This window comes from Streptomyces sp. NPDC005925, from assembly GCF_040638805.1.
Taxonomy (GTDB): Bacteria; Actinomycetota; Actinomycetes; order Streptomycetales; family Streptomycetaceae; genus Streptomyces.
In genome coordinates, this window is the sequence record NZ_JBEXVL010000022.1 from 37,789 (window position 1) to 64,422 (window position 26,634).

General features: G+C 71.5%; 25 protein-coding genes. 4 read left to right on the plus strand and 21 right to left on the minus strand.

Features of this window, described 5'->3' with window-relative positions:
• Positions 1 to 115: 115 nt before the first annotated feature.
• The 10 genes from gatB to ABZ354_RS22110 all read right to left on the minus strand — a co-directional run bounded on the left by gatB (position 116) and on the right by ABZ354_RS22110 (position 12,369).
• Complete coding sequence (gene gatB / locus ABZ354_RS22065) at positions 116 to 1,627, minus strand: Asp-tRNA(Asn)/Glu-tRNA(Gln) amidotransferase subunit GatB (RefSeq protein WP_358659232.1); 1,512 nt, start codon at positions 1,625 to 1,627, stop codon at positions 116 to 118.
• Positions 1,628 to 1,642: 15 nt separating this feature from the next.
• Positions 1,643 to 1,822, minus strand: coding sequence for a hypothetical protein (locus ABZ354_RS22070; protein ID WP_358659318.1), 180 nt, complete (start codon positions 1,820 to 1,822; stop codon positions 1,643 to 1,645).
• A gap of 56 nt (positions 1,823 to 1,878) precedes the next feature.
• Positions 1,879 to 3,381 carry an Asp-tRNA(Asn)/Glu-tRNA(Gln) amidotransferase subunit GatA gene (gene gatA / locus ABZ354_RS22075; RefSeq protein WP_358659234.1) on the minus strand — a complete coding sequence of 501 codons (1,503 nt, stop codon included), beginning with the start codon at positions 3,379 to 3,381 and terminating at the stop codon, positions 1,879 to 1,881.
• Between the two features lie 6 nt (positions 3,382 to 3,387).
• Positions 3,388 to 3,684: an Asp-tRNA(Asn)/Glu-tRNA(Gln) amidotransferase subunit GatC gene (gatC, locus tag ABZ354_RS22080; protein WP_031117542.1), complete on the minus strand. Its 297-nt coding sequence runs from the start codon at positions 3,682 to 3,684 to the stop codon at positions 3,388 to 3,390.
• A 456-nt stretch (positions 3,685 to 4,140) separates the two neighbouring features.
• A complete protein-coding gene (locus ABZ354_RS22085) occupies positions 4,141 to 6,645 on the minus strand; it encodes a bifunctional diguanylate cyclase/phosphodiesterase (RefSeq protein WP_358659236.1) in 2,505 nt (834 codons plus the stop codon).
• Positions 6,646 to 6,903: 258 nt separating this feature from the next.
• The gene (gene ligA / locus ABZ354_RS22090) at positions 6,904 to 9,099 is read right to left on the minus strand and encodes an NAD-dependent DNA ligase LigA (RefSeq protein WP_358659238.1); all 2,196 of its coding nucleotides are present in this window, start codon (positions 9,097 to 9,099) and stop codon (positions 6,904 to 6,906) included.
• A gap of 14 nt (positions 9,100 to 9,113) precedes the next feature.
• Positions 9,114 to 10,115 (minus strand): methionine synthase, encoded by a 1,002-nt coding sequence (locus tag ABZ354_RS22095; RefSeq protein WP_358659320.1) that lies wholly within the window; start codon positions 10,113 to 10,115, stop codon positions 9,114 to 9,116.
• A gap of 192 nt (positions 10,116 to 10,307) precedes the next feature.
• Positions 10,308 to 10,997 (minus strand): SDR family oxidoreductase, encoded by a 690-nt coding sequence (locus ABZ354_RS22100; protein ID WP_358659240.1) that lies wholly within the window; start codon positions 10,995 to 10,997, stop codon positions 10,308 to 10,310.
• A 26-nt stretch (positions 10,998 to 11,023) separates the two neighbouring features.
• Positions 11,024 to 11,563: a TIGR00730 family Rossman fold protein gene (locus tag ABZ354_RS22105; RefSeq protein WP_358659242.1), complete on the minus strand. Its 540-nt coding sequence runs from the start codon at positions 11,561 to 11,563 to the stop codon at positions 11,024 to 11,026.
• Positions 11,560 to 12,369 carry a class I SAM-dependent methyltransferase gene (locus ABZ354_RS22110; RefSeq protein ID WP_358659243.1) on the minus strand — a complete coding sequence of 270 codons (810 nt, stop codon included), beginning with the start codon at positions 12,367 to 12,369 and terminating at the stop codon, positions 11,560 to 11,562. Before ABZ354_RS22110 ends, ABZ354_RS22105 begins: the two co-directional genes overlap by 4 nt.
• Positions 12,370 to 12,455: 86 nt before the next feature.
• Here ABZ354_RS22110 and ABZ354_RS22115 point away from each other — a divergent pair, with 86 nt between their 5' ends.
• Both ABZ354_RS22115 and ABZ354_RS22120 read left to right on the plus strand, forming a co-directional pair.
• On the plus strand, positions 12,456 to 12,779 hold the full coding sequence (locus ABZ354_RS22115; protein ID WP_358659245.1) for a DUF427 domain-containing protein: 324 nt from the start codon (positions 12,456 to 12,458) through the stop codon (positions 12,777 to 12,779).
• Positions 12,780 to 12,833: 54 nt separating this feature from the next.
• Positions 12,834 to 13,613 carry an alpha/beta hydrolase gene (locus ABZ354_RS22120; RefSeq protein ID WP_358659247.1) on the plus strand — a complete coding sequence of 260 codons (780 nt, stop codon included), beginning with the start codon at positions 12,834 to 12,836 and terminating at the stop codon, positions 13,611 to 13,613.
• A 109-nt stretch (positions 13,614 to 13,722) separates the two neighbouring features.
• On the opposite strand, the gene mnmA is transcribed toward ABZ354_RS22120, so the two are convergent.
• Positions 13,723 to 14,868 (minus strand): tRNA 2-thiouridine(34) synthase MnmA, encoded by a 1,146-nt coding sequence (gene mnmA / locus ABZ354_RS22125; protein ID WP_358659249.1) that lies wholly within the window; start codon positions 14,866 to 14,868, stop codon positions 13,723 to 13,725.
• Between the two features lie 60 nt (positions 14,869 to 14,928).
• On the opposite strand from mnmA, the gene ABZ354_RS22130 reads away from it, so the two are divergent.
• Positions 14,929 to 15,594: an N-acetylmuramoyl-L-alanine amidase gene (locus ABZ354_RS22130; RefSeq protein ID WP_358659251.1), complete on the plus strand. Its 666-nt coding sequence runs from the start codon at positions 14,929 to 14,931 to the stop codon at positions 15,592 to 15,594.
• Between the two features lie 52 nt (positions 15,595 to 15,646).
• Here the strand turns inward: ABZ354_RS22130 and ABZ354_RS22135 are convergent, their stop codons facing one another.
• The 3 genes from ABZ354_RS22135 to ABZ354_RS22145 form a co-directional block, all read right to left on the minus strand.
• A complete protein-coding gene (locus ABZ354_RS22135; protein ID WP_358659253.1) occupies positions 15,647 to 16,810 on the minus strand; it encodes a cysteine desulfurase family protein in 1,164 nt (387 codons plus the stop codon).
• Between the two features lie 119 nt (positions 16,811 to 16,929).
• Positions 16,930 to 17,196 carry a DUF4190 domain-containing protein gene (locus ABZ354_RS22140; RefSeq protein WP_358659255.1) on the minus strand — a complete coding sequence of 89 codons (267 nt, stop codon included), beginning with the start codon at positions 17,194 to 17,196 and terminating at the stop codon, positions 16,930 to 16,932.
• A gap of 134 nt (positions 17,197 to 17,330) precedes the next feature.
• Entirely contained in the window at positions 17,331 to 17,498 is a 168-nt protein-coding gene (locus ABZ354_RS22145; RefSeq protein ID WP_358659257.1) for a hypothetical protein, read from the minus strand.
• Positions 17,499 to 17,612: 114 nt separating this feature from the next.
• Between ABZ354_RS22145 and ABZ354_RS22150 the strand changes: the two genes are divergently transcribed.
• Positions 17,613 to 18,233, plus strand: coding sequence for a TetR family transcriptional regulator (locus tag ABZ354_RS22150; RefSeq protein WP_358659259.1), 621 nt, complete (start codon positions 17,613 to 17,615; stop codon positions 18,231 to 18,233).
• 114 nt (positions 18,234 to 18,347) lie between these two features.
• Here ABZ354_RS22150 and ABZ354_RS22155 read toward each other — a convergent pair whose 3' ends face one another.
• From ABZ354_RS22155 to ABZ354_RS22185, 7 genes are all read right to left on the minus strand, one after another.
• Entirely contained in the window at positions 18,348 to 19,193 is an 846-nt protein-coding gene (locus tag ABZ354_RS22155; RefSeq protein WP_358659261.1) for a thioesterase family protein, read from the minus strand.
• A gap of 69 nt (positions 19,194 to 19,262) precedes the next feature.
• On the minus strand, positions 19,263 to 19,943 hold the full coding sequence (locus ABZ354_RS22160) for a trimeric intracellular cation channel family protein (RefSeq protein WP_358659263.1): 681 nt from the start codon (positions 19,941 to 19,943) through the stop codon (positions 19,263 to 19,265).
• A 67-nt stretch (positions 19,944 to 20,010) separates the two neighbouring features.
• Positions 20,011 to 21,240, minus strand: coding sequence for a dipeptide ABC transporter ATP-binding protein (locus tag ABZ354_RS22165; RefSeq protein ID WP_358659265.1), 1,230 nt, complete (start codon positions 21,238 to 21,240; stop codon positions 20,011 to 20,013).
• Positions 21,241 to 21,263: 23 nt separating this feature from the next.
• On the minus strand, positions 21,264 to 22,361 hold the full coding sequence (locus tag ABZ354_RS22170; protein WP_358659267.1) for an ABC transporter ATP-binding protein: 1,098 nt from the start codon (positions 22,359 to 22,361) through the stop codon (positions 21,264 to 21,266).
• The gene (locus ABZ354_RS22175) at positions 22,358 to 23,359 is read right to left on the minus strand and encodes an ABC transporter permease (protein ID WP_358659269.1); all 1,002 of its coding nucleotides are present in this window, start codon (positions 23,357 to 23,359) and stop codon (positions 22,358 to 22,360) included. Before ABZ354_RS22175 ends, ABZ354_RS22170 begins: the two co-directional genes overlap by 4 nt.
• A gap of 128 nt (positions 23,360 to 23,487) precedes the next feature.
• Positions 23,488 to 25,254, minus strand: coding sequence for an ABC transporter substrate-binding protein (locus ABZ354_RS22180; protein WP_358659271.1), 1,767 nt, complete (start codon positions 25,252 to 25,254; stop codon positions 23,488 to 23,490).
• Positions 25,255 to 25,346: 92 nt separating this feature from the next.
• Positions 25,347 to 26,348 carry an ABC transporter permease gene (locus tag ABZ354_RS22185; protein WP_358659272.1) on the minus strand — a complete coding sequence of 334 codons (1,002 nt, stop codon included), beginning with the start codon at positions 26,346 to 26,348 and terminating at the stop codon, positions 25,347 to 25,349.
• Positions 26,349 to 26,634: the final 286 nt, after the last annotated feature.

Here is a 26,634-nt window from a genome sequence, read left to right on the forward strand (position 1 = left end):
GGCGCGGCACTCCGGCGGTTCGACGCCGATGCGCGGCAGGCGGGTCGGGCCCCCAAGGACGCCGCAGGGGGCGGCACCGGACCGGTGCCGCCCCCTGCGCCTGTGACCGTGGCCGTCAGCCCTCGACGCCCAGCTTCTGCAGGATGAGTTCCTTCACGCGGGCCGCGTCCGCCTGGCCGCGCGTGGCCTTCATGACCGCGCCGACCAGGGCACCGGCCGCGGCGACCTTGCCGCCGCGGATCTTGTCCGCGACGCCCGGATTGCCGGCGATGGCCTCGTCCACGGCGGCGGTGAGCGCACCCTCGTCCGAGACGACCTTCAGGCCGCGCTTGTCCACGACCTCGTCGGGCGTGCCCTCACCCGCGAGGACGCCCTCGATGACCTGGCGGGCGAGCTTGTCGTTGAGGTCGCCCTTCGTGACCAGCTCGGTGACCCGGGCGACCTGCTCCGGCGTGATCGCCAGCTCGTCCAGGGACTTCTGGGACTCGTTGGCGCTGCGGGCCAGCTCACCCATCCACCACTTGCGGGCGGACGTCGCGTCGGCGCCGGCGTCGATCGTCGCGACGATCAGGTCCAGCGCACCGGCGTTGAGAATGGCCTGCATGTCGGTGCCCGACACGCCCCACTCCTCGCGCAGCCGGTTGCGGCGCACCAGCGGCAGCTCGGGCAGGGAGGCGCGGATCTCCTCGACCCACTCCCGGGGCGGGGCGACGGGCACCAGGTCGGGCTCCGGGAAGTACCGGTAGTCCTCGGCCTCCTCCTTCACGCGGCCCGAGGTCGTGGACCCGGTGTCCTCGTGGAAGTGGCGGGTCTCCTGGATGATCGTGCCGCCGCCGTCGAGCACGGCCGCGTGACGCTGGATCTCGAAGCGCGCCGCGCGCTCCACGGAACGCAGCGAGTTCACGTTCTTCGTCTCGGAGCGCGTGCCGAACTTCTCGCGGCCGTGCGGGCGCAGCGACAGGTTGACGTCGCAGCGCATCTGGCCCATCTCCATACGGGCCTCGGAGACGCCGAGCGCCCGGATGAGCTCGCGCAGCTCACGGACGTACGCCCGCGCCACCTCGGGAGCACGCTCCCCTGCGCCCTCGATCGGCTTGGTGACGATCTCGATGAGCGGGATGCCGGCGCGGTTGTAGTCGAGCAGGGAGTGCGACGCGCCGTGGATACGGCCCGTCGCGCCGCCGACGTGGGTCGACTTGCCGGTGTCCTCCTCCATGTGGGCGCGCTCGATCTCCACGCGGAAGGTCTCGCCGTCCTCCAGCTGCACGTCGAGGTAGCCGTTGAACGCGATCGGCTCGTCGTACTGGGAGGTCTGGAAGTTCTTCGGCATGTCCGGATAGAAGTAGTTCTTCCGGGCGAAGCGGCACCACTCGGCGATCTCGCAGTGCAGCGCGAGGCCGATGCGGATGGCGGACTCGACGCCGGTCGCGTTGACGACCGGGAGCGCGCCCGGCATACCGAGGCAGACCGGGCAGGTCTGGGTGTTCGGGTCGGCGCCGAGCGAGGTCGAACAGCCGCAGAACATCTTGGTCTTGGTGCCGAGTTCGACATGGACCTCGAGGCCCATGACGGGGTCGTACGACGCGAGCGCGTCCTCGTACGACACCAGGTCGGTCGTGGTGGTCACGGTGAAACTTCCCTCTCAGCCCAGCAGGACGTCGTCGTCGCCCAGCCGCTTCAGCTCGCGGTAGAGGATGGCGAGGCCGGTGACGATGGCGGCGGCGGACACGGCGGCGTCCACGAGGCGGAGCGTGTCGCCGTCGGTGCGGGCGAGCTTCGCCTGCTTGGCGACGCTCATCGCGCCGAACGCGGTGGTGGCCATGGACAGGTACAGGCCGTTCTTGGACTTCTTGAAGCCCTTGGCCTTCGACAGCTTGCTCACAGCGACGGAGCCTCCTCAAGCAGCGGGTGGCCCCACTTTTCCACGAACGCGGCCTCGACGGCCGCGCCCACCTTGTAGAGCCTGTCGTCCTTCATGGCCGGGGCGATGATCTGCAGGCCGACCGGGAGGTTGTCCTCCGGGGCGAGACCGCAGGGCAGCGACATGGCCGCGTTGCCCGCCAGGTTGGTGGGGATGGTGCACAGGTCGGCCAGGTACATCGCCATCGGGTCGTCGGCGCGCTCGCCGATCGCGAAGGCGGTGGTCGGGGTCGCCGGGGAGACGATCACGTCGACCTGTTCGAAGGCCTTGTCGAAATCCTGCTTGATCAGTGTGCGGACCTTCTGGGCGCTGCCGTAGTAGGCGTCGTAGTAGCCGGAGCTCAGCGCATACGTGCCCAGCATGATGCGGCGCTTGACCTCGGGGCCGAAGCCGGCCTCGCGGGTCAGGGAGGTGACCTCCTCCGCGGAGTGCGTGCCGTCGTCGCCGGTCCTACGGCCGTAGCGCAGGCCGTCGAAGCGGGCGAGGTTGGAGGAGCACTCGGACGGGGCGATCAGGTAGTACGCCGACAGCGCCAGGTCGAAGGACGGGCAGTCCAGCTCGACGATGTCGGCGCCGAGCTCCTTGAGCAGCGCGACGGACTCCGCGAAGCGCTGCATGACGCCGGCCTGGTAGCCCTCGCCGCGGAACTGCTTGACGACGCCGACGCGCATGCCCTCGACGGAGCCGTTGCGCGCGGCCTCCACGACCGGGGGCACGGGCTCGTCGATGGAGGTGGAGTCCATCGGGTCGTGCCCGGCGATGACCTCGTGCAGCAGCGCCGCGTCCAGGACCGTACGGGCGCAGGGCCCGCCCTGGTCGAGGGAGGACGAGAAGGCGACCATGCCGTACCGGGAGACCGCGCCGTACGTCGGTTTCACGCCGACCGTGCCGGTGACGGCGGCGGGCTGGCGGACGGAGCCGCCGGTGTCGGTGCCGATGGCGAGTGGCGCCATGTGCGCGGCGAGCGCGGCCGACGAGCCGCCGCCGGAGCCGCCCGGGACGCGGGTCAGGTCCCAGGGGTTGCGGGTCGGGCCGTAGGCGCTGTTCTCGGTGGAGGACCCCATGGCGAACTCGTCCATGTTGGTCTTGCCGAGGATGACGACGTCGGCGGCCTTCAGCCGCTTGGTGAGCGTCGCGTCGTACGGCGGGATCCAGCCCTCGAGCATCTTCGAGCCGACGGTCGTCGGGATGCCTTCGGTGGTGAACAGGTCCTTCAGTGCGAGGGGGACGCCGGCGAGGGGGCCGAGCTTCTCGCCCCTCTCCCGCTTCTCGTCCACGGCGCGGGCCTGGGCGAGAGCGCCCTCGCGGTCGACGTGCAGGAAGGCGTGCACTTTCTCGTCGACGGCCTCGATCCGGGCCAGGTGCGCCTCGGTGACCTCGACGGCCGTGAGCTCGCCGGACGCGATCCTCGCGGCGGTCTCGGCGGCGGTGAGCTTGATGATGTTGACGTTGTCCGACATGACTTCTTAGTCCTCCCCCAGGATCTGCGGCACCTTGAAACGCTGCTGCTCCTGGGCCGGGGCGCCGGAGAGCGCCTGCTCGGGGGTGAGCGAGGGACGGACCTCGTCCGGGCGCATGACATTCGTCAGCGGGAGCGGGTGCGAGGTCGGCGGTACGTCTTGGTCGGCGACCTCGCTGACGCGTGCGACCGCGCCGATGATGTCGTCGAGCTGGCCCGCGAAGTGGTCGAGCTCTTCGGGCTTCAGCTCCAGACGCGCCAGCCGGGCGAGGTGGGCGACCTCCTCGCGCGTGATGCCAGGCATGCAGCGATCCTCTGGGGTGGAGTGCGTGTGGTTTGGCCCAATCCTATGGGTCCGGGACCGGTGCTCGTGAAACGGTTCCGCCTCGGGCGGGGCCGGAGGTCCCGCAGGCGGCAGGGCCGGGGGTTTCGGCACGCGGGGACCGCGCGACGAACCACGCCGAACCCGCACCCGCCCGACGGCCCGCCCCGGCACTCCTCGGCGCACCCGGCGACCCGCTCGGCGGTGCACGCCGCGAGCTCCCCGCGGAGGGCTCGTCGGCCGACGCGAGGCTTAGGGTCTGTCGTTCGGATCAGGCCGGCTGTAGGACGCGGTGCTTCGCAGCCGACCCGAGCGGGGTCTGGTGCGTGCGGCTGCAAGGCGGAGGAGGGCGTCAACGCGGAGCGTCGGCAACCGACGACAACGCGGCAGACGTGCGTGCCGGACCCCGCGACGCCGGGGTGACCCGAACGACAGACCCTAGCCGACGCGCCCGGGGTCGTCCCCCGCAGCCGCCGGCAACGCGGCCGCGGGCCGCTGCCAGCCCCGGGTGCCCCGGGCCCGCAGCCACGCCGTGGTCTCCTCGGGCGGCATCGCCGCCGCGACGAGCCAGCCCTGTACGGCGTCGCAGCCGAGGTCGCGCAGACGCTCCCAGGTCTCGTCGTCCTCGACGCCCTCGGCGACGACGAGCAGACCGAGTGAGTGCGCGAGGTCGACCGTGCAGCGCACGATCTCCGCGTCCTCGGTGTCGACGGCCAGCCGGGCCACGAAGGAGCGGTCGATCTTGAGCTCGCTGACGGGCAGCCGCCGCAGGTGCACCAGCGAGGAGTAGCCGGTGCCGAAGTCGTCCAGTGACATCTTCACGCCGTGCCCGGTCAGGGCGTTGAGGGTGTCGGCGGCGCGCTGCGGGTCCTCCAGCATGACGTGCTCGGTGATCTCCAGCTGGAGCGCGCCCGCCGGGACACCGTGCCGGGCCAGCCGGGCGGCGACCGAGCCGGCGAAGCCCGGGGTGTGGACGTCGCGCGGGGAGACGTTGACCGCGACCGGGACGAACAGGCCGCGCGCGCGCCACCGGGCCACCTGGGCGAGGGCGGTCTCCAGCACGTACTCGGTGAGGTGGGGCATCAGCCCGGACGACTCGGCGATCGCGATGAACTCGTCCGGCGGCACCTTGCCGCGCTCCGGGTGCACCCACCGCACCAGGGCCTCGAGCCCGGCGACGTGGCCGTCGAAGCGGACCTTGGGCTGGTAGTGCAGCTCGACCTCGTGCGCGTCGAGGGCGCGGCGCAGGTCGCCGAGCAGGCCGAGCCGGTCGGGGGTGTTGGAGTCGCGCTTGGACTCGTAGGCCTCGACGCCCGTGCGGTCCCGCTTCGCCTGATACATCGCCACGTCTGCGCGGCGCAGCAGCCCTTCGGCGTCGAGGGCGTGGTCGGGGAACACGGCGACCCCGGCGCTTGCCTCCAGCACGAGCGTGAGGCCGTCGAGGTCGAGGGGTGAGCTGAGGGCCGCCACGAGGCTGCGGGCGGCGCGGGTCGCGGACGTGGTGGAGTCGGCGACGGGAAGTAAGACGGCGAACTCGTCGCCCCCGAGCCGCGCCGCCTCCGCTCCGCGCGGCAGGGCGAGCCGCAGCCGGTCGGCGATCTGCAACAGCAGCCGGTCACCGGCGAGATGGCCCAGGGTGTCGTTGACCGAGCGGAACCGGTCGAGGTCGATCAGTATGAGGGCGGCGCGGGCGTCGATGCGCTCGGCGTCGTCCAGCGCGGTCCAGATGCGCTCCAGCAGCCACTGCCGGTTGGGCAGCCCGGTCAGCGGGTCGCGCAGCTGCTCCTCGGCCCGGGCGCGGGCTATCCACAGGGTGGAGTCGAGGGCGATCAGCGGGATGGCGAACAGCGGCAGCAGCACCGGCCGCGCGACGGCGACGACGCAGACGAGGGGGGCGATGCCGAGCAGTGCGACGGCGACCAGTCCGTGTCTGACCAGGGCCGTGCGCACGGCGGTGGGCAGTCCGCGGCGGGGGGCGTGCAGGTACCACAGCAGCAGCCGGGTGACCGCGAGGTAGGCGACCGCGATCAGGATCACCCGGGGCACCGCGGAGAGGGTCCAGCTGTCCGGGACCCAGGGGTCCTCGACGGACGGCACGGAACCGTAGGCGGCCGGCACGAGGGCGCCCGCGCCGATGCCGAGGATGTCCACCGAGCCGTGCAGCACGCCCTGCCGCCAGCGGCCCCGGCGGGCGATGCCGACCAGGACGACGACGGTGAAACTGACCATGCCGGCCGACACCCAGCCGTACAGCAGCAGTACGGCGAGGGTCAGGGCGGCGCCGGAGCCGGTGCCGCCCCACCAGCGGGAGCGGCCGAGCATGACGAGGTGGCCGACGACGATGCCGGTCAGCAGGGCCAGGGACCAGCCGGCCGTGCCGGACGGGAAGAGGGCGTGCCCGCCGGCGAGCGCGCGGTAGAAGCCGGCGCCCAGCAGGAGCCCGGCCGCCGCGACGACCGCCGCGGGCAACGCGGGCCAGGACCAGCGCCGTTCCCGCTCGGCGCCGAGCAGGCCGGAGGTGTGCCCGGTGGCGGGGTAGGCGGTCGGGTGGGCGACTCCGCGCACGTCCGTCCCTTGCTCGTTACCGGAGTGCCCGGCGGTGTGGCCCTGGCGCCGGGCGGCACGGTGGCGGAGCTTCGCGGCGCGGACGCGGAACCGGGCGGCGAACCCGGGGTGTCCGCCCGCGGGGTCGGCAGCGCCGGGATGTCCGGCGGCGGGGTCGGCGTGCCCGGCGGCATGGCCCAGGTGTCCGGCAGCCCGCGTCTCCGCGTCGTCGCGGGTCTCGCCGTGGGCCTCGGCAACGCCCTGTGCCTTCGTGCCGGCAGGGCCCTCCGCGTCGCCGCGTTCCGGGGGCCGCGCTGCCCGGCGGCGCGTCCGCCACGCGTCCGCCACGCGGCGCAGACGCAGCCGTGAGTCCGGGGGGGCGCTCTCGCTCGGTTCCATTCCCGTCCCTCTCACAGCCGGCGGTGCCCACGCCACGCGGCCCTGCGCCCGACAACCGTCAACGGCTCCGCGCTGGAATTCCTGCCCCCGGCGCTTCGGCAGCACGGGGATGCCCCGACCGCAACTGGGCACGGCGGGCGCACATCTCAACAGTAGGCCGCGAAAGGCTTTCAGGGGCAGCGGTCGTCGACGGTTGCCCGAATGCACCCCCGCCACCCTTATGCATCTGATATGCGCTCAACGGGAGTTCCCCAACCGCTACTCCTCGGCCGAAAGCGCGACGCCGGCGGCGGCCTCCGGCCCGTGTTCCAGCAGGACTTCGAAGCCGTCCTCGTTCAGAACCGGAACCTTGAGCTGCATCGCCTTGTCGTATTTCGATCCAGGGCTGTCACCCACCACGACGAATGACGTCTTCTTCGACACCGATCCGGTCACTTTGGCACCTCTGGCCTGCAGGGCGTCCTTGGCGCCGTCGCGCGTGAAGCGTTCGAGAGTGCCGGTGACGACAACGGTGAGCCCCTCCAGGGGGCGAGGGCCCTCGTCCTCCCCGGAGTGCTCCTCCTGCATGCGGACGCCGGCGGCCTTCCACTTGCGGATGATCTCCTGGTGCCAGTCCTCGGCGAACCACTCCTTGAGGGCTTTCGCCACGATTTCGCCCACCCCGTCCACCGCGACGAGCTCTTCTTCGCTGGCCTGTTCGATACGGTCGATGGACCGGAACTCCCGCGCCAGCGCCTCCGCGGCGACCGGTCCGACGTGCCGGACGGACAGTCCGGTGAGGATCCGGGCGAGCGGGCGTTCCTTCGCGGCTGCAATGTTCTCCAGCATCGCGAGCGCGTTCTTCTTCGGCTCGCCCTGCTGGTTGGCGAAGACCGTGGCGACCTTCTCCTCGCCGGTCTTCGGGTCGCGCTTGGGCAGTCCGCTGTCCTGGTCGAGGACGTACGCCCTGATGGGCAGCAACTGCTCGACGGTGAGGTCGAACAGGTCGCCCTCGTCCTTCAGCGGCGGTTCGGCCGGCTCCAGCGGCCGGGTGAGCGCGGCGGCGGCCACGTAGCCGAAGTGCTCGATGTCGAACGACCTGCGGCCGGCGAGGTAGAACAGTCGCTCCCGCAACTGCGCCGGGCAGGTGCGGGCGTTGGGGCAGCGCAGGTCGACGTCGCCCTCCTTCATCGCCTTCAGCGGCGTACCGCACTCGGGGCACTCGGACGGCATCACGAACTCGCGCTCGCTGCCGTCGCGCAGGTCGGCCACCGGGCCGAGGATCTCCGGGATGACGTCACCGGCCTTGCGCAGCACCACCGTGTCACCGATGAGCACGCCCTTGGCCTTCACCACGTCCTGGTTGTGCAGGGTGGCGAACTCGACCTCGGAGCCGGCCACCGTGACCGGCTCGACCTGCGCGTACGGCGTGACGCGGCCCGTGCGCCCCACGCCCACCCGGATGTTGATGAGCTTGGTGTTGACCTCTTCCGGCGCGTACTTGTACGCGATGGCCCAGCGCGGCGCGCGGGACGTGGAGCCCAGGCGGCCCTGGAGCGGGATCTGGTCGAGTTTGACGACGACGCCGTCGATCTCGTGCTCCACCGAGTGGCGGTTCTCGCCGTAGTGGGCGATGAACTCCCGGACGCCGTCGAGGCCGTCGACCACCTTGTTGTGCCGGGAGGTGGGCAGGCCCCAGGTCTTGAGCAGGTCGTAGGCCCCGGACAGGCGGGTCATGCCGGTGAAGCCCTCCAGGGCCCCGATGCCGTGCACGACCATGTGCAGCGGGCGGGTGGCGGTGACGCGCGGGTCCTTCTGGCGCAGCGAACCGGCCGCCGCGTTGCGCGGGTTGGCGAAGGGCTTGTCGCCGGCCTCGACCAGGCGGCGGTTGAGCTCCTCGAACTTCTCCATCGGGAAGAAGACCTCGCCGCGGATCTCCACGAGGTCGGGGACGTGGTCGCCCCGCAGGCGGTCCGGGATCTCCGCGATGGTGCGGACGTTGGGCGTGATGTCCTCGCCGGTGCGGCCGTCGCCGCGGGTGGCCGCGCGCGTGAGGCGGCCGTGCTCGTAGGTGAGGTTGACGGCGAGCCCGTCGACCTTCAGCTCGCACAGGAAGTGATATTCCTGCTCGCCCAGTTCGCGGGCGATGCGGTCGGCCCAGGCGGCGAGCTCCTCGTCGTTGTACGTGTTGTCCAGCGACAGCATCCGCTGCCGGTGCTCGACGGCAGTGAACTCCGTCTCGTAGGACCCGGCGACCTTCTGCGTCGGCGAGTCCGGTGTGCGCAGCTCCGGATACTGCTCCTCCAGCGCCTCCAGGGACTTCAGGAGCTGGTCGAACTCCGCGTCGCTGACGACCGGAGCGTCCTTCACGTAGTACCGGAAGCGGTGCTCTTCGATCTGCTCGGCGAGCTGGGCGTGCCGCTCCCGCGCCTCGGCGGGCACCGCCGTGGTTTCCGCTTGCTTGTCGCCGGCCACCGTGTTGTCCTCCGTTACTCCGGGTTGTCCGCGAGGGATCTCGCCGCCCGGGCGCAGTGGGCGAGCACCCGGCGCGCGTACTCGGGGGACGCGCCCGCGAGTCCGCACGACGGCGTGACCGTGACGGCGTCCGCGAGAAGCCCCGGATGCAGCCCCAGCCTGCGCCACAGCGTCCTGACACCCATGACGCTACCGGCAGGGTCTGACAACGGGCCGTCCGTGCCCGGCACGACACCGGCGAACAGCCGGATGCCGCCCTCGACGGCCTCACCGATCGCGTCGTCGTCACGCTCGGTGAGCAGCGCGAAGTCGAAGGAGACCGCCGCCACGCCCGCCCGGCGCAGCAGCGCGAACGGAACGTCGGGCGCGCACGAGTGCACCGCGACCGGGCCGCCCTCGTGCACCGCGACGATGTCCCGCAGCGCGGCCTCCACCACCTGCCGGTCCACGGCCCGGTGGGTGCGGTAGCCACTGGCCGACCTGACCCGGCCGAGCAGGACAGCGGTGAGGGACGGCTCGTCCAGCTGGAGCACCACCTGCGCGCCGGGTACGCGGCGGCGCAGCTCGGCGAGGTGCAGGCGCAGGCCCTCGGCGAGGGACGCGGTGAGGTCGCGGGTGGCGCCGGGGTCGGAGAGGGCGGCCTCGCCGTTCCTCAGCTCCAGGCCGGCGGCGAGTGTCCACGGCCCGGCGGCCTGTACCTTCAGCGGGCCCTCGTAGCCCTGGGTGAACTCCTCCAGCGCGTCGAGGTCCTCCACCAGCCAGCCCCTGGCCCGCTTGGTGTCGCGGCCGGGCCGGTCCCCCAGCCGCCAGCCGCTGGGCTCGACGCGCGCGTACAGCTCCACGAGCATCCCGGCGGTCCGCCCGAGCATGTCGGCGCCGGGGCCCCGGCCGGGCAGTTCGGGCAGGAACGGGAAGTCCTCGAAGGTCCCGGTCACGGTTTTGACGGCCTCGCGGACGTCACCTCCGGGCAGGGAGCCGATACCGGTGGCCCCGCCGAAGTGCTGGTTGTCGCTCACGTCGTTCACGGGGAAAGCCTACGGTTCGCCGCACCGCGCGGCCGGAGCCGCCCGGCCGCCCGCCCTTCTGCCGACGCGCCGTGGTCCTCGTGCGGCGGCGCACCCCCTCGACGACTCGCCGCCCTCCCCGTGCGGCTCGCGGGGCCGGCGCCCGCACGGGGCGGCGCGCCGCTCCCCGGGGCCGGCGTCCCGTCAGCGTCCCGGCCGTACCGTCAGGTCGTTGACCTCCGCGTCCCGGGGCAGGTCGACCGCCATGACCACGGCCGTCGCGACCGACTCGGGGTCGATCCACTTCGACGCGTCGTACTCCTTGCCCTCCTGCTGGTGCACCTTGGCCTGCATGGGGCTGGCGGTCCGGCCCGGGTACACCGACGTGACGCGGACGCCGTTGCCGTGCTCCTCGTGCCGCAGGGAGTCGGCCAGCGCCTTCAGGCCGTGCTTGGAGGCCGCGTACGCCGCCCAGTCCGCGTGGGCGTTGAGCCCCGCGCCCGAGTTCACGAACACCACGTGCCCGCGCGACGTCCGCAGCTGCGGCAGGAACAGCCGGGTCAGTTCGGCGGGCGCGACGAGGTTGACGTTGAGCTGGTGCCGCCAGGTCTTGGGGGTCAGCTCGCCGACCGGTCCGAGGTCGACCACGCCCGCGATGTGCAGCAGCGTGTCCACCTGCCCGGGCAGCGTCTGGTGGGAGAACGCCCAGCTCAGCCGGTCGGGGTCGGACAGGTCGCCGACCAGGGTCCGCGCCCCGGGAAACTCCGCTGCCAGTTCCTTCGCGCGGCCCGCGTCGCGCGCGTGCAGCACGAGGTCGTCCCCGCGCGCGTGCAGCCGGCGGGCGACGGCCGCGCCGATGCCGGAACCGGCCCCGGTGATCACATGTGTAGCCATGCCCGCCATGCTCGCACCCTCGCCGTTCAGGCGATTCCCCGGCTCTCCTCCAGGTGGGCCAGCGCCCCGGCCGGCTCCTCGGCGAAGAACACCAGCTCGGCCAGGGGACGGGGCAGGAAGCCCTCGTCCTCCATGCGCCGGAACTGCTCCTTGAGGCCGTCGTAGAAGCCCGCCGTGTTGAGCAGCACGACCGGCTTGTCGGTGTGGCCGTGCTTCTTCAGTTCCAGGATTTCGGTGGCCTCGTCGAGCGTGCCCGTGCCGCCCACCATGATCACCACGGCGTCGGCCTTCTCCAGCAGCAGCTTCTTGCGTTCGGCGAGGTCCTTGGCGACGACCATCGCGTCGACGCCCGGCCGTGCCCTGGCCGCCAGGAACTCCACGGAGACGCCCGTCAGCCGCCCGCCGGCCTCCTGCACGCCGTCCGCGACGACCTTCATCAGGCCCGTGTCGGAACCGCCCCACACCAGCGTGTGCCCGCCCTTGCCGAGCAGCTTCGCGAACTCCCGCGCGGGGCGGGTGTACCGGTCGTCGAGGTCGGCGGCGGAGAGGAAGACGCAGATGTTCATGGCGTCACGGTACGCGCCGCCTCCGGCACGGCCGTCGCCGTCACCCGGAGTTTGGACTGCCCGTGCGGCAGTTCCTCCCAGTCGGCCATGAGGCGGGCGCTCAGGCCGTACCGGGCGGCCAGCTCCACCAGCGTCTCCGTGCGGTAGTAGAAGTCCTCGTGCAGCACCTGGTGCTCCCGGCCCTCCGTGCGGTCGAAGGTGAGGTCGAAGAAGCCTCCGGGCGCCAGGATGCGGCCGACGTGCGCGAAGCACTCCTCGACGACGTGCCGGGGCGAGTGCGAGAAGACGCTGTGCGCGTGCACGACGTCGAAGTGCCCGTCGGGCAGGAACGCGAAGGTGAGGTCGTCCGCGAGCATCAGGTGCGGCAGCCCGGCCTGGAGTCCCTCCCGTACGAGGGTGTCCTGGGCGGCGAGCAGGATGGCCGGGGATATGTCGATGCCGTAGTAGTTGCCGGTGTCCAGGTGGCCGATGAACAGCCGCCCGGCCCGCAGGTTGCCGCAGCCGATGTCGAGCATCCGGTGGTGGGGCCGGAGCCCGTGACGCAGCAGGTAGTCGAACTGCATACGGCCGATGCGCTCCCAGGACTCGGCGGACGGATGGTGGCCGACGGCGGCCCGGGGGTCGCGGGCGGTGTCCGAGGCCATGACCGCGCGGTAGTACGCGATGTGGTCGCGGTGCCTGAGCCGCAGCCACGTGTCGCGCGCCACGCGCCGGAGGTGTGCGGGAACCCTGTCCGGGTGGGACAGTGCGTAGCGCGCCTGGTGGGCGAGGCTGCTGCGGTTCCTGGCCGGCCGGGTGGTCGCCATGGTGCCCTCCTGCGGGACGAACCGGGAAGAACTCCGCTTCAGGGTGCGCTGTATCGAAGGACTCGGCTACCCAAGGAGGGTCGATCGTGACCGAAGGCCACCGGATCACCGTGGACAAGAGCGACCGGCACGTGCGCGTGGTGCGCGACGGTCAGGTCCTCGCGGACAGCGACAGCGCACTGCTCCTGCGCGAGACGGGCTGCCCGGACCGCTACTACCTGCCGCCCGCCGACGTACGCCTGGACCTGCTGACGCCGTCCGGCACACGCACGTACTGCCCCTTCAAGGGCACCGCGTCCTACTGGTCCCTGCCGGACGCTCCGGACCTCGTGTGGGCGTACCCGGAGCCGAAACCGGCCGTGTCCGGCATCAAGGACCACTTGTGCTTCTACGAGGTGGAGGTCGGCTGACGGCCGCGGTGTCGCGCGCGATGAATCCCGAGCCGTAGGGCAGTCTGCACAGGCATGGACAAGAAGATCCTTTCCCAGGACGGCACGCCCCTCGCGTACGAGAGCACCGGCCGGGGTCCCGTGGTGATCCTCGTCAGCGGTGCGATGTCGACGGGCGCCACAGTGGCGCCGCTGGCCGGGCCGCTCTCGCGGGACTTCACCGTCGTCGTGCACGACCGCCGGGGTCGCGGCGAGAGCGGCGACACGCAGCCGTACGAGGTGCGCCGCGAGGTGGAGGACCTGGCGGCGCTGATCGACGCGGTGGGCGGGGAGGCGTCGCTGTACGGCGTCTCGTCGGGCGGCGCGCTCGTCCTGCGGGCGGTGGCGGGCGGCCTGCCGGTGCGACGGGCCGCCGTGTACGAGGTGCCGTACGCGACGGACGAGGACGGTGTGCGGCAGCGGCGGGAGTACACCGCTCGTCTGACCGGGGCACTGGCACTGGGCCGCCGCGGGGACGCGGTGGAGCACTTTCTGCGGCTCACCGGCCTCGCCGAGGAGATGATCCGGGGCGCGCGGCAGTCCCCGATGTGGGCCGCGATGGAGGCGATCGCGCCGACCCTCGCCTACGACGACGCGTGCATGGGCGACGGCGGCGTCCCGCGCGAGACGCTGGCCGCGCTCACCGTGCCGGTGCTGTCGCTGGCAGGCGGGGCGAGCCCGGCGTGGATGCGGGAGGCCGCCGCGGCGGTCGCGGACGCGGCGGCGGGGGGCACGTACCGCACGCTGGAGGGCCAGACCCACATGGTCGACCCGAACGTCCTGGCGCCGGTGCTGGCGGAGTTCTTCGCGCCGTGACCGGCCCCTTCGCCGCATGGCCCGCCCACACCGTGCCGGAAGGCCGGCCGCCCGGACCCCTACCGCAAGGCCTGCCGCCCGGACGGTGCCGCACGCGGGTCGCGCCCGCTCAGGCCACGCCGGGCGCCGCCGGGGCCGCCGTCGCCCGTACCGTCGAGGCGATCGTCGCGGAGCCCACCACGCGCGTGCCGTCGTACAGGACGATCGCCTGGCCGGGGGCGACGCCGCGCACGGGCTCGGTGAAGCGGACCCTGAGCTCGCCGTCGACCGGCTCGGCGGTCACCGGCGTCTCGTCGCCGTGGGCGCGCAGCTGGGCCGTGTAGGTGCCGGGGCCGCTCGGGGCGGCGCCGCACCAGCGGGGCCTGATGGCGGTCAGCGCGGTGACGTCCAGCGCGGCCGCCGGGCCGACCGTCACGGTGTTGTCGACGGGCGAGATGTCCAGCACGTAGCGCGGCTTGCCGTCGGGGGCGGGCGTGCCGATCCGGAGCCCCTTGCGCTGGCCGATGGTGAAACCGTACGCGCCCTCGTGCGTGCCCAGTCTCGCGCCGGACTCGTCGACGATGTGGCCCTCGGCCTTTCCGAGGCGGTTCGCGAGGAAGCCCTGGGTGTCGCCGTCGGCGATGAAGCAGATGTCGTGCGAGTCGGGCTTCCTGGCGACGGCCAGGCCGCGCCGCTCGGCCTCCGCGCGGATCTCGTCCTTGGTGGTGACCGTGTCGCCGAGCGGGAACATCGCGTGGGCGAGCTGCCGGTCGTCCAGCACACCGAGCACGTACGACTGGTCCTTGGCCATGTCGGAGGCGCGGTGCAGCTCGCGCGTGCCGTCCCCGGTCACGACGACCCGGGCGTAGTGGCCGGTGCAGACGGCGTCGAAGCCCAGCGCCAGCGCCTTGTCCAGCAGCGCGGCGAACTTGATCTTCTCGTTGCAGCGCAGGCACGGGTTCGGCGTGCGACCGGCCTCGTACTCGGCGACGAAGTCCTCGACCACGTCCTCGCGGAAGCGGTCGGCGAGGTCCCACACGTAGAACGGGATGCCGATGACGTCCGCGGCGCGGCGGGCGTCGCGCGAGTCCTCGATGGTGCAACACCCGCGTGCGCCCGTGCGGAACGACTGCGGGTTCGCCGAGAGGGCGAGGTGGACGCCGGTCACGTCGTGGCCCGCCTCGGCCGCGCGGGCCGCGGCGACGGCTGAGTCGACACCGCCGGACATGGCGGCGAGGACACGGAGGGGTCGGGTGCGCTGCGGGGTGTCAGTCATAGCCCCTCCAGGGTACGGGGGCGCGGGAACCAGGGCCCCCGGGTATCCGTTCACGAGCACATGGGGGCGAATCGAACACCGAGGGACACCGACCGGCGCATCGGGCGGCGCGCGCTGATCGTCGGCGGCGCGGCGGCGGCCGTCGGTACGGCGGTGCTGGCGCGGGACGAGCTGTCCCGGCTGTGGTGGCGGACGCCGGGCGTGGAGAAGCCCCGCAAGGCGGGCGAGGTGGACTTCCGGGGTGCGCGCTGGCTGGCGGCGTCGGAGGCGAACTGGCGGCGCGCGGACCGGCCCGACGACTACCGCGTCGACATGGTGGTCGTCCATGTCACGCAGGGCAGCCTGGACAGCGCGGTGCAGGCGTTCCGGGACCCGGGGCACCAGGCCGCCACGCACTACATCGTCGGGAAGGACGGCGGTGTCACGCAGATGATCCGCGAGCTGGACGTGGCGTTCCACGCGGGCGCCCGCGACTACAACGAGCGCAGTGTCGGCATCGAGCACGAGGGCTTCGTGGACCGCCCGCAGGACTTCACGGACGCGATGTACGAGGCGTCGGCCCGCCTCACGGCCCGGATCTGCGCCCGGTACGGCATACCCGTGGACCGGGAGCACATCATCGGCCACGTGGAGGTCCCGGGCACGGACCACACGGACCCGGGCCCGCACTGGGACTGGAACCGCTACATGAAGCTGGTGCGACGGGCGGGCACCGCCGTGAAGTGACCCGCGCGGTCCCCCGTACGGAGGCGGTCTCCCGCGTCGGCCCGCGGCGGGGCTACGTCAGCCCCGCCGCCCTCGCCCGCTCCACCGCAGGTCCGATGGCCTTGGCGAGCGCCTCGACATCGGCCTGCGTGGAGGTGTGGCCGAGGGAGAAGCGCAGGGTGCCACGGGCCAGGTCCGGGTCGGTGCCGGTGGCGAGCAGGACGTGGCTGGGCTGGGCGACCCCCGCGGTGCAGGCCGAGCCGGTGGAGCAGGCGATGCCCTGGGCGTCGAGCAGGAGCAGCAGTGAGTCGCCCTCGCAGCCGGGGAACGTGAAGTGCGCGTTGGCCGGGAGGCGGTCCTCCGGGTCGCCGCCGAGGATCGCGCCGGGCACGGCGGCCCGGACGGCGGTGACGAGGGCGTCGCGCAGGGCGCCGATCTCGCGGGCGAACCACGGGCGCTGCTCGGCGGCCAGCCGCCCGGCGACCGCGAAGGACGCGATCGCGGGCACGTCGAGAGTGCCGGAGCGCACGTGCCGCTCCTGCCCGCCGCCGTGCAGCACGGGGACGGGCGTGTACGCGCGGCCGAGGAGCAGCGCGCCGATGCCGTACGGTCCGCCGATCTTGTGCCCGGACACGGTCATCGCGGCGAGGCCGGAGGCCGCGAAGTCGACGGGCAGCTGCCCGACGGCCTGCACGGCGTCGGAGTGCAGCGGGACACCGAACTCGGCGGCCACGTCGGCGAGTTCACGGACCGGCATGATCGTGCCGATCTCGTTGTTGGCCCACATGACGGTGGCGAGGGCGACGTCGTCGGGGTCCCGGGCGATGGCCTTGCGCAGCGCGTCGGGGTGGACGCGGCCGTGGGGGTCGACGGGCAGGTACTCGACGGTGGCGCCCTCGTGTTCGCCGAGCCAGTGCACGGCGTCGAGGACGGCGTGGTGCTCGACGGGGCTGGCGAGGACGCGGGTGCGGGCCGGGTCGGCGTCGCGGCGGGCCCAGTACAGGCCCTTGACCGCGAGGTTGTCGGCCTCGGTGCCGCCGGAGGTGAAGACGATTTCGCTGGGGCGGGCGCCGAGGGCGTCGGCGAGGGTTTCCCTGGCCTCCTCGACGGTGCGCCGCGCGCGGCGGCCGGCCGCGTGGAGGGAGGAGGCGTTGCCGGTGACGCTGAGGTGCGCGGTGAGCGCCTCGGCTGCCTCGGGAAGCATCGGGGTGGTCGCGGCGTGGTCGAGGTAAGCCATGGTGAGCCCGATTCTACGGGGCTGCTCCGCGCGGCCCGAGGTGCGTGCCCCTTCCCCTCACACCCGCCCCCGGACCGCCTTCTGACCGCCCGCGAACCGCCCTCGGGGGACCCGTTGTCCTAGAAGCTCCACGAGATGGTGTTGTCGGCCTGCATGGCCACCGCCAGGACGACGAGGTCGGCGACGCCGAGACCGAGGCCGAGCAGGGCCCTGCCGCGACGGGGGGTGCCGCGCCACAGGGCGACGGCGGCGAGGGCGATGGCGATCGGCCCGAGGAAGAGGTTGAGGACGAGGAGGCCGAGCAGGCCGAGCACGAAGGACGCGACGGCCATGCCGTCGGTGTCCCGGATGCCGGTCCGGTGCGAGGCCGGTGCGGTCAGATGCATGAGGGTGTCAGCTCCCGGCAGTCGATGCGGGTGGGACGTACAGGATCGGGCCGTACGGGCCGTGGGCGGCCCGACGGTGTCGCGTGTCGCGTGAGGACCGGCCGGACGTGTGAGGTCCGGGTCGGGCGGGAGGATCAGCCGGCGGTGGTGCCGCGGCGACGGGCGTGGTGCTCGCGCAGGGCGAAGACGCCCAGCCACGCGGCGATCACGACGGCGGCGACGGCGGTGAACGACAGGGGCACGTGGGCGACGGTGCCCATCACGACGCCCAGCAGCAGGAGAGCGGCGACGAGGAACAGCATGGAGGAATCCCCCTTCAGTCGGGTGAACTCGCATAGGTACAGTTGTTCACTGACTACTCAGTCTAACGCGCGGTGCGACTTTCCCCTTCCGGAGAACAGTTGTTGACTGGTGTCATGAGTCACACCCGCGGCGTGCGGCACGCCCAGAAGCAGAAAACCCGACAGGCCCTGCTGGACGCCGCGCTGGAGCTGCTGGAGGACCAGAGCCTGAGCAGCCTGGGGCTGCGCGAGGTCACGCGGGCCGTCGGCGTCGCCCCGACCGCCTTCTACCGGCACTTCCGCTCCACGGCGGACCTCGGTGTGGCGCTGGTCGACGAGGCGCTGGGCAGCCTGCACCCGATGATCCGTACGGCCGTGGCCGCCACGGGCGACAGCGACGGACGCATCGACCGCGCCCTGGGGCTCATCGCCGGCCATGTGGCCGCCCACCCGGCCCACGTCCGGTTCGTGGCGCGCGAACGGCACGGCGGGGTGCAGCCGGTACGGGAGGCCATCCGGGCCCAGCTGGCGCGGTTCGCCGACGAGGTGAGGGCCGAGCTGGCCAGGGACCCGGTGTCGCAGGACTGGAGCGAGGACGACCTGCTGATGCTCGCGCAGCTCTACGTCGACCAGATGCTCAGCACGGCGTCCCTGCTCCTGGAGGCGCGCGAGGCACTGGAACGGGAGCACGTCACGCGGCTCGCCGCCCGCCGGCTGCGCCTGATCAGCATCGGCCGCCGGCACTGGCCGGACTGACACCGACCGCCGGCCCGAAAGGCACCGAGTGGGCCGGGGAGAGTGGCACCGGCGGTGGGGCGACGGCCCCCGGAAACGGGCGAGCCGAGCCCTGGCGGGCCCGGAGGGGCGGCCTCAGCCGAGCCGCACCCGCGCCAGCTGCCGGGACTGGGCCACCAAACGGTCGGCGCTGTCCCAGACCTCGGCGTCCTCCTCCAGGAAGCCGCCTGCGAGGTTGCGCGTGGCGACCGACACCCGCAGCGGGCCCGGCGCCGGCCGGCACCGCACGTGCACGGTCAGCTCGACCGTCGGCACCCAGCCGGAGAGCCCCAGCTCGAAGGCGGTGGGCGGCAGCGCGTCCACCGCGAGGAGCAGGGAGAAGGGGTCGGCGTCCCGGCCGTCCTTGAGGCCGAACCAGGCGCGCATCTCGCCCTTGCCGGACGGCTGCCCGAGCGCCCAGCCGAGGGTGGCCGGGTCCAGCTTGATCGTCAGCCGGTCGGTGATGGCGGAACTGCCGGGCACGGGCGCCGGGCCGTCCTCGGGGCCGAAGCACTGGTCGACCGGCGGGATCGCGGGCGGCCGGGCCGACGTACGGACGTCGTCGGGGAGCGCGTCGAGGTCGCCGTACGAGGCGAGGACGCGGATCCGTTCGACCTCGTTGCCCTCGGCGTCGTACTGGAGGAGCGAGGCCTGGCCGGTGGAGAGGGTGCGGCCGGAGCGGACGGTCTCCGTGCGCACGACCGCCGGGCCCGGCTGCGAGGCGGTGAGATAGTGCGCGGAGATGGTGAACGGGTCGGCGTGCGGCAGCGCGTCCGAGAGGGCGCGGCCCAGGACGGCCAGCAGGTAACCGCCGTTGACGGCGTTGATGATCGTCCAGCCGGCGGACAGGTCGATGTCGTAGACGCCTTCCGCGCGCCGGGTGACGGCGGTGTCGCGGTCGAACTCGCTGCTGCCGATGGTCGCCTGGGATGCCTGAGCCATGCCGGTACGGTACAACAACAAACTACTAAGCGGTAGCTTTCCGCGATGACGGCCACGTGAACGGCACCGTCAGGTGTACGACGACGCCGTGCGGTCCTCCTCGCGCACCGTCGACCTGCGGTTCCAGGCCCGCGGCGCGCGCCAGTGGTAGCGCATCGCGAGCAGGCGCAGGACGAACGCCGTGACGACGGCGAGGCCGCTGGTGACCGGGGTGAGCGCGTCGTGGCGCAGGCAGAGCGCCGCCGCCGCGGCGCCGACGATCGCCGGGACCGCGTACAGGTCGCGGTCCCAGCGCAGCAGGGACGGCACCTCGTTGGCGAGCACGTCCCGCAGCACACCGCCGCCCACCGCCGTGGCGAGGCCGAGGCAGGCGGAGGCGGTCAGGCCGAGCCCGTACTCGTACGCCTTCGTCGTGCCCGCGACGCAGAACAGGCCGAGACCGGCCGCGTCGAAGACGTTCACCGCGACCTGGGTGCGCTCCACCTGCGGGTGCAGGAAGAAGACCAGGGCGGCGGCGAACAGCGGGGTGAGGAAATACCCGAGGTCCGTGAAGGCGGCGGGCGGCACGGCCCCGATGACCAGGTCGCGGAACAGGCCGCCGCCCAGCGCGGTGACCTCGGCGAGGACGGCGATGCCGAAGACGTCGAAGTTCTTCCGGACGGCCAGCAGGGCGCCGGAGATCGCGAAGACGAAGATGCCCACCAGGTCGAGGGTGTGCTGGACGGAGGGGCTGAAGATTTGCTCGAACACCTTGCCATTCTCACCCAAAGGCAAACCCCCGCCTTACATTGCAAGGCGGGGGTCGCGTTTGGGCTTACTACTCGGTGGCAAGAGCGTCGTTGGAGGGGGTCTCCTTCGAAGGGGCCTCCCCGATCGGCGGGCCCTCTGGCGTGGCCGCCCCGGACGGCACCGCCGTCGACGTCTTCGCCGACTCCTCCAGCACCGCACCGCCGACCAGCTCGACGGCCTCCTTCGCGGCCGACAGCAGCACCGTGTCCTGCGGTGCCTGGTCCGCGAAGTTCTCCGGGTGGTGGCAGGCGACCTGCTGGCCCGGACGCAGTTCCAGCAGCGGCGGCTCCGTCGTACGGCAGATCTCCGTGGCCTTCCAGCACCGGGTGTGGAAGCGGCAGCCGCTCGGCGGGGAGATCGGCGAGGGCACGTCGCCCCTGAGCAGGATGCGCTCGCTCTTGGCCGCCTTGCGCCGCGGGTCCGGGATCGGCACCGCCGACATCAGGGCCTTCGTGTACGGGTGCATGGGCGCCCGGTACAGCAAGTCGCGGTCGGCCAGTTCGACGATCTTGCCGAGGTACATCACCGCGATGCGGTCCGAGACGTGCCGGACGACGGAGAGGTCGTGCGCGATGATCACGTACGTCAGGCCGAGCTCCTGCTGGAGGTCGTCCAGCAGGTTCACGACCTGCGCCTGGATCGACACGTCCAGGGCCGACACCGGCTCGTCCGCCACGACCAGCCTCGGGTTGAGTGCGAGCGCGCGGGCTATGCCGATGCGCTGGCGCTGACCTCCGGAGAACTCGTGCGGGTAGCGGTTGTAGTGCTCGGGGTTGAGCCCCACCACCGCCAGCAGCCGCTGCACTTCCTTCTTCACGCCGCCCTCGGGCTCGACGCCCTGGAGCCTGAAGGGAGCACCGACGATCGTGCCGATGGTGTGCCGGGGGTTCAGCGACGAGTACGGGTCCTGGAAGATCATCTGCACGTCGCGGCGCAGCGGGCGCATGCCGCTGACGTTGAGGTGCGTGATGTCCTTGCCCTGGAACTCGACCTTGCCGGCGGTCGGTTCGAGCAGCCGGGTGATGAGCCGGCCCATCGTGGACTTGCCGCAGCCCGACTCGCCCACGACGCCCAGGGTCTCGCCCGACCTGACCTCGAAGTCGATGCCGTCGACCGCGCGCACCGCGCCCGCCTGCCGCTGGAGCAGGCCCTTGCGGATCGGGAAGTGCTTCTGGAGGCCGGTCACCTTCAGCAGGACCTCGCCGGGGGCGGCGTCCTTGGTGACGGTGGCACCGTCGCCCGGCGCGGGAGTGGTCACGTCCGTGTCCTTGGAGTTCTCGCTCACAGCTTCGGCGCAATCTCTTCGGTCCAGATACGCTCCCGCTGCTCCGTGCTCATGTGGCAGGCGGCCCAGTGCCGGCTGCCGACCTCGGTCAGCTCGGGTCGGACCGTGCGGGTGATGTCGTCCTTCGGTACGTCCGCGTAGGGGCAGCGCGGGTTGAACGCGCAGCCCGACGGGATGTTGATCAGCGAGGGCGGGGAGCCCTTGACCGGGATGAGCCGGTCCTGCTGCTCGCGGTCCAGTCGCGGCATCGAGCCGAGCAGGCCCCAGGTGTAGGGGTGGCGCGGCTCGTAGAAGACCTGCTCCGCCGGGCCCCGCTCGACGCAGCGGCCGCCGTACATCACCAGGAGGTCGTCGGCCAGTTCGGCGACGACACCCAGGTCGTGGGTGATGATGATGACCGCGGAGCCGAACTCCTTCTGCAGGTCGCGGATCAGGTCCAGGATCTGCGCCTGGACGGTGACGTCCAGGGCGGTGGTCGGCTCGTCCGCGATGAGCAGTTCGGGGTTGTTCACCAGCGACATCGCGATCATCGCGCGCTGGCGCATGCCGCCGGAGAACTCGTGCGGATAGCTGTCGACGCGCTTGTCGGGCTGCGGGATGCCGACCCGGTCGAGCATCTCCACCGCGCGCCGCCTGGCGGTCTTCTTGTCGACGTCGTGGTGGATGCGGTACGCCTCCACGATCTGCGCGCCGATCGTGTAGTACGGGTGCAGCGCCGACAGCGGATCCTGGAAGATCATCGCCATCTCCCGGCCGCGCAGCTTGCGCACGTGAGCCGGGTCGGCGGTCAGCAGTTCGGTGCCGTCCAGCCAGATCTCGCCGGAGATCTGCGCCTTGCGCTTGCCGTACTGGCCGGTGGTGTGCAGGCCCATGATGCCGAGCGAGGTCACCGACTTGCCGGAGCCGGACTCGCCCACGATGCCGAGGGTCTTGCCCTTCTCCAGCTGGAAGCTGAGCCCGTCGACGGACTTGACCAGGCCGTCGTCGGTCGGGAAGTGCACCTTGAGGTCGCGCACCTCGAGGAAGGCGGTGGGCGCGGGGCGGCCGGACACAGGTTGTCCCACGGCCGCCCCGGTCTTGTGCAGTTCGGTCATCCCAGCCTCACTCGCGGGTCGATGACGGCGTACAGCAGGTCCACGACGAGGTTGGCGACGGCGATCGCGAGGGCCGCGAACAGGGTCACCCCGAGGATCACGGGCAGGTCCTTGCTGCTGATGGCCTGCACCGCGGCGAGGCCGAGGCCCGGGAGGTTGAACGTGGACTCGGTCAGGACGGCGCCTCCGAGCAGCACGCCGATGTCGAGACCGAAGACGGTCAGGATCGGTGTCATCGCGGAGCGCAGCGCGTGCCGGGTGATGACCGTGCCCTCCCCGAGCCCCTTGGCCCGGGCGGTGCGGATGTAGTCCTCGCCGAGCACGTCGAGCATCGTGGCACGGGTGAGGCGGGCGTACATCGCCGCGTTCAGCAGCGCGAGCACGATCCAGGGCAGCAGCAGGGTCTCGAACCAGACCCCGATGTTGTCGTCGGTGCTGAGGTTGTCCTTGATGTGCACCCAGCCGAGGCTGTGCACGAAGATGCCCATCGCCACCATGCCGGTGAAGAAGATCGGCAGGGAGACGCCGGCGAGGGCGCCGATCATGGCGGTGCGGTCCCAGACGGAGCCCCGTTTGAGTGCGGAGACGACACCGGTGGCAACGCCGCCGACCAGCCAGAGCACGCAGGCACCGGCGGCGAGCGCGGCGGTGACCGGCAGGGTCTCCTGGAGGGTGTTCCAGACCGGCTCCTCCGTGACGAAGGAGTAGCCGAAGCAGGGCGCCGGGCAGTGCGTGACGTCACTGCCGTTGGCGTAGTCCCGGCCCAGCGGAATGCCCTTGACGAAGTCCCAGAACTGGATGAACAACGGATCGTCCAGGCCCAGCTTGGTGCGGATGCCCTCGACCTGCTCGGCGCCGGTCGCCTTGCCGGCGAAGAGGACGGCGATGTCCTGTCCCGCCCACTTGGGCAGCATGTAGAAGACGGTGAACGTCGCAAGCAGTACGACGAGCACCATGATGACAACGGCGACCAGACGCCGGATGAGATAAGCAAGCACTGTGCGCGGCCCGGCGGTGACCGGGGCCCCCTCGTGGGAGGTCCCCGGCCACCACCAGAGCCATCACCTGCCCTTCGGACTGGCGGGAGTGGGCGGCAAGGAATCGTTCAGCTGCGGTTGCCCGGCGACTACTTCTCGACGCCCAGCGACACGTAGTCGTACCGGCCGTTGTACGCGGCGGAGGAGTAGACGTTCGTCAGCCGGCTGCCGCGCCACGAGATGTTCTTCTCGTAGATGAACGGCATCCAGTCGGCGTTGTCGAGCAGGCGCTTGTTCAGCTGCTCGTACAGCTTCGTGGCCTCGGCCTTGTCGGTGGTCGCGATAGCGGCGTCGAAGATCTTGTCGATCTCCGGGTCGTCGACCTGCGACTCGTTGTAGTTGCCGTTCTCGAAGATGAAGCGGCTGTCGAACAGCGGCTGCGCGTAGCCCTGGCCGGTCGGGAAGTCGGGGCCCCAGCCGGCCATGGTCAGGCCGTAGCCACGCTCCTTCACGACCTTCGGCGAGCCGGTGATGCTGGAGGACTGGGCGCCGTCGATCGGGTCGACCTCGACCTTGATGCCGACCTTGCCGAGCTGCTCCTGCAGGGCCTCGGCCGCGGCGACCTCGCCGGGCTGGTTGGTGCGGGCGGTGAGCTTGGCGGAGAAGCCGGACGGCTTGCCGCACTCCTTCAGCTCGGCCTTGGCCTTGGCCGGGTCCGGCTTGCCCTTGCGGGCGACGACGCCGTACGGGTCGTAGTCGCTGTAGCCGGGGATCGCCTTCGGGAAGACGGAGTTGGCGATGTCACCGCCGGCGACGGCGCCACCGCGGGTCTGCTGCAGACCGGCGAAGTCGGTGGCGTAGAAGACGGCCTTGCGGCAGTGGGCGTTGTCGAAGGGCTTCGTCGCGTGGACGAGGGCCACGTAGCGCACGAAGGACGTCCGCATGTTGTCCACGTTCGCTTTGTGGTCCTGCACGGCGGTGACGCGGCCCGACTGGGTCATGCCGGTGCCGTTGACGTCGAGGTCGTAGTCGCCCTCCATCAGCCGCTTGTCGTTCTCCTCCAGGTTGGCGGAGATCGTCACGGTGATCTTGTCCGGCAGGGCCGAACGCAGCGGGTCCGACTCCTTCTTCCAGGCGGTGTTGCGCACGAGCACGAGGCTCTTGTTCGCCTTGCGCGACTGGATCTTGTACGGGCCGGAGGAGAACGGGCGCTGCGTGTACTTGGCGCCGGTGTCCTTGCTCTGCTTCGCCGGGGCACCGGTGGGCATGGCGAGGAACTGCTCGAAGTCACCGTTGGGCTTGGGCAGCTTGAAGACGATGGTCTTGTCGTCGGGCGTCTCGATCGCCTTCAGACCCAGCTTGTCCGCGGACTTGTCCTTGTACGGGCCCTTGTACTCGCCCTTGGGGTCGAGCGTCTGCTTGAGGTACGCCGGGCCGCCGGTGATGGTGTCGGTCGCCCAGATGCGCTCGATGCCGTACTTGATGTCCTTGGAGGTCAGCGCGGAGCCGTCCTCCCAGGTGAGGCCGTCACGCAGCTTGTACGTGTAGGTCTTGCCGTCGGGCGAGACCTCGCCGGGGCCGGTGGCCAGGTCGCCGACCAGCTTGTTCGACGCCTCTCCGGGCTTGGTGTCGTAGGTGATCAGGGTGCGGGTGAAGAACCGCATGAAGTCCCAGGTCATGCCGTAGTACGTACGCTGCGGGTCGAGGGAGTCGAAGTCCTGCTTGCCGACGAACTTCAGCGTGCCGCCCTTTTTGGCGGACGCGTTGACAACCTTGTTCAGCGCCGCGTTGTAGCCGGCACCCTTGTCGCTGTTGTCGTCACCGTCTCCGCCGCCGCACGCCGTGGTGGTCACCAGCGCCGCGACAACGAGGGCTGCGCCAGCAGCGAGCCGCCGCTTCGGGGAACCTGTGGGCATTTTCTCGTAACCTCCGAGAGTCGCGGTTCCGGTCCTGTGCCGGAGAACCATGGGAAGAGCCACCTGACGGTGCGGCAGGGGCGAGTCGTGGGTTATCGGGTCCCCTTGGGATCGAGAGCGTCCCGCAGGCCGTCGCCGAAGAGGTTGAAGGCCAGGACGGTGATGAAGATCGTCGCACCGGGGAAGACCATGAACATCGGGTCGTGCTCATACGTCTGCAGGGCGTCGCGCAGCATGCCGCCCCACGAGGCCGTCGGCGGCCGCACACCGGCACCGAGGAAGCTGAGCGCCGCCTCCGTGAGGATGTTGGTGGGGATCATCAGCGTCGCGTAGACCATGATCGGGGCGACCAGGTTGGGCAGCAGTTCCCTGAAGAGGATGTGCCGCCTGCCGCCGCCGAGGCTGCGGGCGGCCTCGATGTACTCGCGCTCACGGAGGCTGAGCGTCTGTCCGCGGACGATCCGGCCGACGTAGGGCCACCCGAAGAAACCGATGACCGCGACGAGTACGGCGATCCGCACGCCCGAGCCGGTCAGGCCCAGCAGGTCGTCCGGGAGGACCGAGATCAGGGAGATGATGAAGAGCAGCTGCGGGAAGGAGAGCAGCACGTCCATGACGCGGCTGATCGTGGCGTCGACCCAGCCGCCGAAGTAGCCGGCGACGATGCCGAAGAGGGTGCCGAGCACCACCGCGACCACGGCGGCGAGGAAGGCGACGAGGAGCGAGATGCGGGCGCCGTAGACGATACGGCTGAAGACGTCGCGGCCCTTGTTGGGTTCGACGCCGAAGAGGAAGTCACCGCTCATGCCGCCCCAGTTGCCCTGCGGCAGGTTGGTCAGCGGGTCCAGTTCCTCCTGGTGGAACTCGTTCGGGGGGTGTCCGAGCAGCGAGACGATCAGTGGGGCGAAGACGGCGATCAGCACGAGCACCACCACCGTGATGCCGCCCGCGAGCGCGACCTTGTCCTGCTTCAGACGGCTCCAGGCGATCTGCTTGAGGGAACGGCCTTCCACCTTTTTCGCGCCCGGTCCGGCGGGATCGACCGGAGCTGTCGGCACCGCTTCCGCAGCAGTGTCGTGCAATGGCGCCGTCATGGCAGGGACCCCTCTCAACCGGCGGTGACCGGCCCGCATGTGCCGCTGTGGCGGCGATTCAGTCCGTCGAACACAGTCGTACGCAGGGGCGAACCCCCCTGGTGCGGGAGTCTTCAACGCTTCGGCGTTTTGTTGCCAGCCTTGACGGCGAATGGATGCGCAACCGTGATGCTGGCCGGGCGGTTCCGCTATCCGAACGCAGGGTTGCTCCTGCCGGACGCCACCACAATGGGACATTTAGGACACTTTAGAACCTACTCCGCTTCTCTACGCGCGGAGAATCGGG